Raw genomic sequence first — 10,590 nt, forward strand, 5'->3', positions numbered from 1 at the left:
GGAATACTCGCTATACGTGGAAAATATGCACTTTCTCTTTTAGAGAAGGTGAATAATAACAATATGAAAAAAGAATATTACTTAACAGATATTGCTTCTCTTGCTTCGCGTGAAGGATTGGATGTGCGTGTTGTTGAAGTCCCTTTTGAAAATATTGTGGGAATTAATAACTGTCTTGAGCTATCGAGGGCTGATTCTTTGTGGCAAAAACGTAAAGCGCGCGATTTAATGTTATCAGGTGTTACACTCTTAAAACCAGAAACAGTTTATTTTTCTTATGATACAGAAATTGAACCAGGTGTGGTGATAGAACCAAATGTTTATTTTGGATTAGGCGTGAAAGTACAATCTGGTGCTGTTATTCATGCATTTAGTTATCTAGAAGGTGCTATGGTTGGTGAGGATGCACAGATTGGTCCCTATGCACGTTTGCGTTCTGGAACAGAGTTGGCGAAGTCCGTCAAGGTTGGAAATTTTTGTGAAGTCAAACAGACTAAGGTAGGAGAATCTTCTAAAATCAATCATTTAAGTTATATTGGTGATGCTGAAATTGGTGCACATACTAATATTGGAGCTGGTACGATTACGTGCAATTATGATGGATTTAACAAATATAAAACCATGATTGGTGATCATGCTTTTGTTGGGTCTAATACGGCGCTTGTTTCCCCATTGGTGATAGGGGATGGTTCTTATATTGCTTCAGGAAGTGTTATTACTAAAGATATTCCTATGAACAGTATGGCTTTTGGGCGTGCACGACAGGTTATAAAAGAGGGCTATGCAACAAAATTTCGGGCGCGTTTTTTAGAGAATAACTTGACAGAAAATAAACAGAAAAAATGATGATTTTTATCTGTTCCTTTGTTTTGTGTCGATCTAACGATGGATAGGAGATTTGCTCTTAAAGATTGCCGTACTCCATGTTTGAATTATTTTATACTTTATCGTTTTAAATGAAGGCTGTTGGATTGTTTTATAAGATTTAAATCTTAAGATGTGGGTTGGAGCTTTTTAATGTGTGGAATTATTGGAATTCTTGGAAAGAGGTGTGTTACGTCCTCTTTGGTTGAGGGGTTAAAACGTCTTGAATATAGAGGGTATGATTCGTCTGGAGTGGCAACAGTTTATAAAGGGCATCTTTATCGTGTACGTGCTGAGGGGAAACTTGTTCATTTAGAAGAAAAATTAAAAAAAACACCTTTGGAGGGAAATTTAGGGATTGGTCATACCCGTTGGGCAACGCATGGAGTTGCTGTTGAACGCAATGCACATCCCCATGTTACTGAAACGCTTGCGGTTGTTCATAATGGTATTATTGAAAATTTTGTAGAATTACAAAAGGAACTCATCGAGGATGGTTATATCTTTGAAACAGAGACGGATACGGAAGTTATTGCACATTTAATAACGCGTGCATTAAAAAGTGGTCTTTCTCCGCAAGAAGCTATGCGTACCAGCTGGAAAAGGTTGCAGGGGGCTTTTGCTATTGCTCTTATTTTCGAAGGTGAAGATAATCTTATGATTGCAGCTCGTTCTGGTCCACCGTTGGCAATTGGTTATGGAAAAGATGAATTTTTTGTGGGATCAGATGCTATTGCTTTGGCACCATTCGTTGATCATATTAGCTATTTGGAGGATGGGGATTGGGCTGTTCTCACACGGGAAGGCGTTACAGTTTACGATGGAGGCAATCAACCGGTAAAACGTTCTGTGACAACATTACTTGAAGAAGCCTTATTGATTTCTAAGGGTAATCATCGTCACTTTATGCACAAGGAAATGTTTGAACAACCTGAGGTGATTTCTCACAATTTGGCGCATTATCTTGATCTTGGAAATTATACCGTGCGCGCTTTTGAGAATTTGATTGATTGGAAAAATATTCATCGTCTCCTTTTTGCGAGTTGTGGAACGGCTTATTATTCAACCTTAGTTGCGCGCTATTGGTTTGAAAAATTTGCTGCTTTAAGTGTTGATAATGATGTTGCTTCCGAATTTCGTTATCGTGAACCTCCTATAACGTCTGATGCATTATCATTGTTTGTTTCTCAATCGGGTGAAACAGCAGATACATTGGCTTCTTTGCGTTATTGTCGTGAGCGGGGTGTAAAAACAGCAACAATTGTGAATGTTGAACAATCAACAATGGCAAGGGAGGCTGACTTTATTTTCCCAACACTTGCCGGACCAGAAATTGGTGTTGCTTCAACAAAAGCTTTTACCTGTCAATTGGCAACGCTTGCTTCACTCGCTCTTAGTGCGGCTAAACAACGTGGTTATCTTACGGTTCAAATGGAACAGCAATTGGTTCAACAGTTGGCAGAAGTTCCCCGTATTTTAAATGAGGTGTTAAAATTAGAAGGCAAAATTGAATCTATTTGTCGTGATTTGGTGAGTGCAAAAAGTGTTCTTTATCTGGGACGTGGAACTTCTTATCCAATTGCTTTGGAGGGCGCCCTTAAACTGAAAGAGCTTTCTTATATTCATGCTGAAGGTTATGCTGCGGGTGAGTTGAAGCATGGGCCAATTGCGCTGGTGGATGAGACAATACCTGTTATTGTTGTTGCTCCTTACGATCGGTGGTTTGAAAAAACTTTTTCTAATGTGCAAGAAGTGGTAGCGCGTAATGGTCGTATTATTTTGATAACCGATAAAAAAGGAGAAGAAGTAGCTTGTCTTAAGACTTTATCAACGATTACTTTGCCAGATGTTCCAGAATTTATTTCTCCTATTATTTATGCTCTCCCCATTCAGTTAATTGCTTATCATACGGCTGTTTTATTAGGAACAGATGTCGATCAACCGCGTAATTTAGCAAAATCAGTTACAGTTGAATGAAAATAGATTATGTATTTCTGAATTTTTGGAAAATAATCAAGTGTAACAAATTGATTTATAATAATAATTCATTTTTCCATTTTTCTCTGTTGAATGAGAATATTGAAGACAGAACTTTTCATTACAAGTTTTTTTACGACAGAATAAAAAATGTTTTCTTACCTATCAAAAAATGGATCAGTTGTGTGAATATAAGAGTAACAAGAACGCAAAATGCTTCTCCTGTTTTAATGCAAGAGTGTTTCAGATTGGGAGAGAAGGTGCTGCTGTTGGTTTGTTATTTTTTCATGAACTAATGGTGTAGGGATTGCGTTCGGGTATTATGGGGGATTGGAAAAAAGAAAATCATATTTCAATAGAGAAGTTTTTTTTATTTTTTATCAAAAGTTTTTTCTAGAGTTATCCTGCTCGTAAGAGGCGTGCAGCGTCGTCATGTCCGAAAAGATAAAGGAGCAACCGTAAGGCTTGTCCTTGCTCAGAGGAAAGATGAGGGTCGCGTTGTAAAAATAAACGTGCATCCTTTCTTGCTATGGACAAAAGGTCGCTGTGAACTGCAAGGTTTGCTATATGAAATTCAGGAACCCCAGATTGTTTTGTTCCTAGAAGCTCTCCTTCACCTCTCAAGCGCCAATCTTCTTCAGCGATTTCAAAACCGTCTTCTGTATTGCGTATAATATTCAGGCGTTTTGCTGCTGTTTTGGTTAGTGGATCTTTATAAAGTAAAATGCAGGAGGATTTTTTATCGCCTCGTCCTACACGTCCACGCAATTGGTGCAGTTGTGAAAGGCCAAAATGTTCTGCGTGTTCGATGATAATAATCGAAGCATCTGGAATATCGACCCCCACTTCAATGACGGTGGTTGCAACTAAAATACGTGCATTTCCGCATTTAAAAGATGCCATAGCGGCTTCTTTTTCTGCTGTAGACATTTTGCCATGAATCATTCCAATGCGCGCTCCAAAGCGCTCATGCAGAAACGCAAAACGATTTTCAATTGAAGTGAGATCAAGAGTTGTCGATTCTTCCACTAAAGGACAAATCCAATAGAGTTTTTCTCCTTTTTCTAATGCAATTGCGATTCGCTCTATAAGCTCCGGCATACGTTTTAAAGAAAGCATTGCTGTTGTAATGGGGTGTCGTCCCATTGGTTTTTCTATAATTTTAGAGACATCCATATCCCCAAAAGCTGTTAAAACAAGGGTGCGGGGAATGGGCGTTGCGGTCATGACCAGCATATCAGGTTTATTGCCTTTTTCTGTAAGGGCAATACGTTGATGCACACCAAAACGGTGTTGTTCATCGATAATGGTTAAGGCGAGATTGTTATAAGCAACACTATCTTGTATAAGAGCATGGGTTCCGATGACAATAGAGACTTGACCGGATAAAATATCATTCAAGATATTTGTCCGCAGCTTTCCTTTTTCTCGTCCTGTTAAAAGCGTTGTTTTTAAGCCGATCTTTTCGGCAAGAGGGGCAATAGTGGAAAAATGTTGCCGAGCAAGCACTTCTGTGGGGGCCATTAAAGCTGATTGTCCTGAATTTTCAGAAATTTGTGCCATTGCCATTAATGCAACGACAGTTTTTCCTGCACCTACATCGCCTTGGAGTAGTCTTAGCATCGGTTCTGGTGAAGCAAGATCATTGGCGATATCTTCTACCGCTTTTATTTGTCCCGTTGTGAGTTGAAAGGGGAGGATATTAAGCAATTTTTTCGTATAAATTCCTGTTGATGGTCGAGAAGTGCCAACAAGAGATTTGGTTTTCAAACGCACAAGGCCTAGCGCCAATTGACAAGCGAGCAGTTCATCATAGGCAAGACGTTTGCGTGCTGTACTTTCTAAGGAGAGATCATCGGGATTAATGGGGGCATGGATACGGCGTAAAGCAACAGAAAAGGAAGAAAAATTTTGCTGCTTTTTAACATTTTCGTCTATCCATTCTGGGAGGAGAGGAAGAAAATCAAGAGCGTTTTGTATGGCGCGTCTTAGTGTCTTTGCAGTTAGTCCGGCGGTAGAGGGATAAACAGGTTCGATGAGAGGAATTTGATTTGATTGTTCGCTCGGGATGATATGGTCGGGATGCACCATTGAAAGTTGCCCATTAAACCATTCAACTTTTCCTGATACAATGACTTTTTTTCCTTCTGGGAGCTGTTTTTTTAACCAAAGAGGTTGAGCGTGAAAAAAAACTACATTTATTTTTCCTGTTTGATCATGGGCAATAACACGATAGGGGATTTTGTTATGACCACGGGGTGGTGGTTGGTGTTGATCAATAACAATTTCGAGCGTAACAGTCTCTCCTTCTTTTGCACAAGCAATGCTGGGACGCGTTCTGCGGTCTATAACAGAATGAGGCATTAATTGAAGAAGGTCAATAAGGGTTGCTTCACGTTGTGTAGGATTAACATTTAAAAGTTTTGTCAGTAAGCCATAGACTTTAGGTGTAATACCAGAAAGGGTTCGAATAGAGTTGAAAAGAGGGGTAAGAAGACTTGGAGGCATGAGGAAATTTAACCTGCTCTTTTTGTTTTTTCTAGACCTTTAGAAGAGCTTTTTGGGGATAAAGTCATTCAAAGAGGAGGTTATTTTATTTACACTTTGCGTTGTAAGAAGAGAAATTATCTTTAAAAGAGAAGTAAAAATAAAAAAAATGCAAAAATGTAAAGTGCTTATGGTATATTTTGCTTCTTTTGATTTTAGGCGTTTATTTGCTGTGAATAGAGGCACTTTCTTGATAGAACTCTCTTATAAAGACCAATAAAATATAGGATGTTTGTCCTATGTGGGACGATGAATTTATAGCTTTAAAGTTATGCTCGCCTGAAATTTTTTCTTTAAGGGTGCTGTTTGGCATTGAGTTTATAGTAGGAAATTGTGAGAGTGGTCAAAGATAAAAATAAAATGCAAGAATACAAAAATTCTCTTCCTCGCTTTATTCATTTGAGAGTGCATTCAGCTTATTCCTTGCTCGAAGGAGCTTTAAAAATCCCACAAATTATTCAACAGGCGATTTCAGATCGTGCACCAGCGGTTGCTATTACCGATACCAATAATTTATTTGGTGCTTTGGAATTTTCGCAGTATTGTCTTTCTCATGGGGTTCAACCCATTATTGGTTGTCAGCTTACTGTTGATTTTTGTGATGAAAATGATCATTCGCGTTTGGTTAAAGGACGTAATACTTCTGATTTCTGCTCTATTGTTCTGTTTGCTGCTAGCGAAACTGGTTATGCTCATTTGGTTCGTCTTGTGAGCCGTGCTTATCTTGATAAATGTGATACTGATCCTCCTCATATTAAAGCTGATTGGTTGTCAGAACACAGTGAAGGCATAATCGCTTTAACGGGTGGAAAGGGAGGGCCTATTAATCGTTCTTTGTCAGAAGAAAAAAAAGAACGTGCTGTTGAGCGTTTAATTTATTTAAAAAAAATTTTTTCTGATTGCCTTTATGTAGAATTACAACGGCATGGCTCTTATGACCGAGGAGTAGAAGCAGACCTTATTGAATTGGCTTATGCACATGAAATTCCTCTTGTTGCAACGAATGAAGCTTTTTTTCTGAAAAGAGAAGGGTATGAAGCCCATGATGCGTTGATGGCTGTTTCAGAAGGACAAATCGTCTCTAATCCAGATCGCAAGCGGGTGACGCCAGATCATTACTTAAAGTCACAAGATGAAATGGTTGCACTGTTTTCTGATCTTCCAGAAGCTTTAGAAAATAGTGTTGAAATTGCATTGCGTTGTCATATTGCCACGCCTCTTCGAAAACCGATATTGCCTCGTTTTATAGAACAATCTGCTAATTCAGAAGATACTTTAACAGAAGAAAATAGTGAATTGTTAAATCAAGCTAAAGCTGGTTTGAAGATGCGACTTGAAACAATTGGATTAGCTGAAGGGTATACGATTGCAGATTATGAGCAGCGGCTTGATTATGAAATTTCAGTTATTACGCGTATGCAATTTTCTGGATATTTTCTTATCGTTTCAGATTTCATAAAATGGGCGAAAATTCATGATATTCCTGTTGGTCCAGGGCGGGGATCTGGTGCTGGTTCACTTGTTGCTTATGCATTGACGATTACCGATGTTGATCCATTGCGTTTTTCTCTTCTTTTTGAACGTTTTCTCAATCCGGATCGTGTTTCGATGCCAGATTTTGATATCGACTTTTGTCAAGAGCGCCGTGAAGAGGTTATTCAATATGTTCAAAAAAAATATGGACGTGATCAAGTTGCTCAAATTATTACCTTTGGTAAGTTACAGGCACGTGCAGTTTTGCGTGATGTGGGGCGTGTTTTAGAAGTTCCTTATCGTCAGGTGGATTATCTTACAAAATTAATTCCTGCTACGCCAGGAAGCCAGGTAGAATTAGTGGATGCTATTAGAGATGAAGCCAAATTTGAAGAGGAAAAGAAAAAAGATCCCGTCGTTGGACGCGCATTAGATATAGCACTTCAGTTGGAGGGACTTTATCGTCACGCTTCAACGCATGCCGCTGGGATTGTTATCGGAGATCGTCCGCTTTGGGAGCTTGTCCCGATGTATCGTGATCCTCGTTCTGATATGCCTGTAACACAATTTAACATGAAATATGTAGAACAGGCAGGGTTGGTAAAATTTGATTTTCTTGGATTAAAAACGCTTACTGTTTTGAAAATGGCTGTTGATTTTGTTGCCAGAAAGAAGATCAAAATAGATTTGTCAAATATCCCTTTGAATGATGAAGCAACCTACGCTATGATGGCACGTGGTGAAACGGTTGGCGTGTTTCAGGTGGAAAGTTCTGGTATGCGCAAGGCGCTGATTGGAATGAAGCCAGACCGTATTGAAGATATTATTGCGCTGGTTGCACTTTATCGTCCTGGTCCAATGGAGAATATACCAACCTATAATGCACGTAAACACGGGGAAGAGAAGATAGCTTCTATTCATCCTAAAATAGATCATCTGATTAAAGAAACACAAGGTGTTATAGTCTATCAAGAACAGGTGATGCAGATTGCTCAGGTGTTGGCTGGTTATTCGCTTGGAGAAGCTGACTTATTACGGCGCGCTATGGGGAAAAAAATTCATGCAGAAATGCAAAAACAGCGTACGCGTTTTGTCAATGGCGCTGTTGCTGGTGGTGTTGATAAAGAGCAAGCTGATATTATATTTGATCTTTTAGCGAAATTTGCCGATTACGGATTTAATAAATCGCATGCGGCTGCTTATGCAATTGTTTCTTATCAAACAGCTTATATGAAAGCCAATTATCCCGTGGAATTTTTAGCTGCTTCAATGACGCATGATATGACGAATACGGATAAACTCAATGATTTTCGGCGTGAGGCATTAAGGCTGGGTATTGAGGTTATTGCACCTTCTATACAAACATCTCATCGCGTTTTTGAGGTTGGTGATAACTGTATTTATTATTCTCTTGCCGCCATTAAAGGTGTGGGAGAAACGGTTGTCGATCATATCGTCGCTTGTCGTGGGAATGAGATTTTTAAGGATCTGGAAGATTTTTGTGCGCGTGTTGATCCGCGTATTGTTAATAAGCGTGCGATGGAAAGTTTAGTTTGTGCTGGCGCTTTTGATTGTTTTAATATTGCGCGTGAAGTTTTATTAGCCAATCTTGGAACGCTTCATGCACGGGCACTTCGTATTCTCGATGACAATTCTAGTGGGCAGGTTGATATATTTGGTATAGCTGGCGGATTAAAAGAGCCATTGATTTTATCCCAAACGACTCCTTGGTTGCTATCTGAGAAACTTTATCGAGAATTTCAGGCAATAGGCTTTTACTTTTCTGCTCATCCATTGGATGAGTATCAAGCTATTCTTGCCAAAAAACGTGTTCAGATTTGGAGTAATTTTGCCAATGCTGTTAAAGGGGGGGCAACGGCTGCACGGCTTGCTGGAACCGTTGTGGCAAAAAATGTGCGTAAAACAAAATCTGGTAAAAAAATGGGAATTATTCATTTTTCTGATACAAGTGGACAATATGAGGCTGTTCTCTTTTCTGAAGCACTTTCAGATTATGAGGAAATGCTAGAGCCTGGAAAATCTTTTATTATTACGGTGAGTGCAGAGAATCGCTCTGAAGGGATTAGTTTGCGAATTGAGACAATTCAGTCTTTGGAAAAGGAAGCATTACAGCAGCATAAAATGATGCGTCTTTTTATAAAAACAGTTGATATGCTTCCAGAAATTGAGAAAAATTTAAATCTTGGGGGAAATGGAGAGGTTGGCCTTATTTTGATACAAGAGGATGGTTTGCGAGAAGTCGAAATTGCGCTTCCAAAGCGATATAAGGTAAATTCACATGTCGCAAATGCTATGAAATTAATTCAGGGTGTTGTCGATGTCGAATTGAGTTAAAACAAGATTTAAAGATCAGGAGCTATTGGAGAAGATTTTTGCTTTTGGAAAAGTTGAAAGTTGGGTTTTGAAAACCAGATAGGGATCGCGAAAGATCGTGCTTTTATTGAAATAAATTATGATGGGCTTTTCGTATCATAAAGTCAAAAAAACTCTTTCTTTGGTAATATTCAACGTACTGGAAAGAATTTTATAAGTTTTTATCACGATTTTTTATGGAATTCATCGCATCATACATATAAAGCCAATGAAGGCTTGACATAATGCTCTCTGGTGTACGAACTTTCATCATGAGATTACGAGCGATTGCTATGGGCCCCGTTGCATGATAAGCTAATCTGTTGAAATTACCACGTTTTTTTACTGCTGCAATACGGGGGGTGCGTATTTCTTCATAAAGCGAAAGCGCTTGCGTTAATGAAATATCTTTCAATGAAAGTGCTGCTGCTAATGTGGCAGCATCTTCGATTGCCATCGCAGCACCTTGCGCTGCAAAAGGTAAAGCTGCATGTGCACAATCACCAACGAATACTTGTCTTTCTAAGCCTAGAAAACGGTTTTGTTTCATGTGAAAGAGTGGCCAATATCTCCATTCATCAATATGATCAAAGATTTGTAAGATTTTTGAATTCCAACCCTTAAAAAGAGATTTGAGCTTTTCTTTATTTCCTTTATGGGTCCATCCTTCTTTTGGGTTTTCTCCATGCGTAATAGCGACAAAATTTACAACTTTTTCTGATGGTTGAATGGGGTAGACAACAAGATGATTGTTTGGTCCCATCCAAGCTGTGATTGTCTTCATATTGTGCAATGAAAAATAAAAGTTTTGAGGAAGATTGTTACATGTTGTTGTTGCACGCCAAGCAATAAAGCCACTAAAATTTGCTTTTTCATGAAAAGGAGGTTGTTGCCGTAACGTTGACCAAACGCCATCACATCCGATCAAGAGGGGCGTTGAATAAAGTTGTTCTGTTGCTGCATCTGTTTTAATTGCTGTTATTTCAATGTTGGTTACCAATTGGGTAGAAGATACAATCGTTTCTCCTGCTTTGTATTCAATCACAGGATTTTCAATCACTGCATCATATAAAACTTTTTGTAGAGCCGCGCGGTGAATCGTTATATAAGGGGCGTTCCAATATTTTTCTGTTAGATTGATAAGATGAGCATGGAGACGTGTTTTTAAAGATATTCCATCTTTTAACTCAAGAAAATGTGGAATTGTCGCGACTTCAGTGAGTTTGTTAAGAAGGCCCCAGTGTGCGAGAATAGATGTTGCATTTGGAGTCAGTTGAATGCCAGCACCTATCGTTTCAAGTTGCTTACACTTTTCGATAATAGTGCTTGCAATTCCTTTATGAGCGAGCGCTAAAG

General features: G+C 38.9%; 5 protein-coding genes. 3 read left to right on the plus strand and 2 right to left on the minus strand.

Annotated features, from left to right (window positions below; genetic code table 11):
* On the plus strand, positions 1 to 846 hold an 846-nt coding region (locus tag BN338_RS06425; protein ID WP_039760201.1), incomplete at its 5' end, for a DapH/DapD/GlmU-related protein.
* Positions 847 to 1,017: 171 nt separating this feature from the next.
* A complete protein-coding gene (gene glmS / locus BN338_RS06430; RefSeq protein WP_039760203.1) occupies positions 1,018 to 2,841 on the plus strand; it encodes a glutamine--fructose-6-phosphate transaminase (isomerizing) in 1,824 nt (607 codons plus the stop codon).
* A gap of 399 nt (positions 2,842 to 3,240) precedes the next feature.
* Here the strand turns inward: glmS and recG are convergent, their stop codons facing one another.
* Positions 3,241 to 5,349, minus strand: a complete 2,109-nt coding sequence (gene recG, locus BN338_RS06435; RefSeq protein ID WP_039760205.1) for an ATP-dependent DNA helicase RecG — start codon at positions 5,347 to 5,349, stop codon at positions 3,241 to 3,243.
* Positions 5,350 to 5,727: 378 nt separating this feature from the next.
* Here recG and dnaE point away from each other — a divergent pair, with 378 nt between their 5' ends.
* Positions 5,728 to 9,216 carry a DNA polymerase III subunit alpha gene (gene dnaE, locus BN338_RS06445; RefSeq protein ID WP_039760209.1) on the plus strand — a complete coding sequence of 1,163 codons (3,489 nt, stop codon included), beginning with the start codon at positions 5,728 to 5,730 and terminating at the stop codon, positions 9,214 to 9,216.
* Between the two features lie 190 nt (positions 9,217 to 9,406).
* Here dnaE and BN338_RS06450 read toward each other — a convergent pair.
* A partial coding sequence (locus BN338_RS06450; protein WP_039760211.1) for an FAD-binding protein occupies positions 9,407 to 10,590 on the minus strand: 1,184 nt, incomplete at its 5' end.

Origin of the sequence: Bartonella queenslandensis AUST/NH15 (genome assembly GCF_000312585.1) — a bacterium.
GTDB lineage: Bacteria > Pseudomonadota > Alphaproteobacteria > Rhizobiales > Rhizobiaceae > Bartonella > Bartonella queenslandensis_A.

Excerpts from the sequence above, each read along its gene's own strand:
- glmS (WP_039760203.1), top strand. The coding sequence starts at position 1,018 with ATGTGTGGAATTATTGGAATTCTTGGAAAGAGGTGTGTTACGTCCTCT.
- recG (WP_039760205.1), bottom strand. The coding sequence starts at position 5,349 with ATGCCTCCAAGTCTTCTTACCCCTCTTTTCAACTCTATTCGAACCCTT.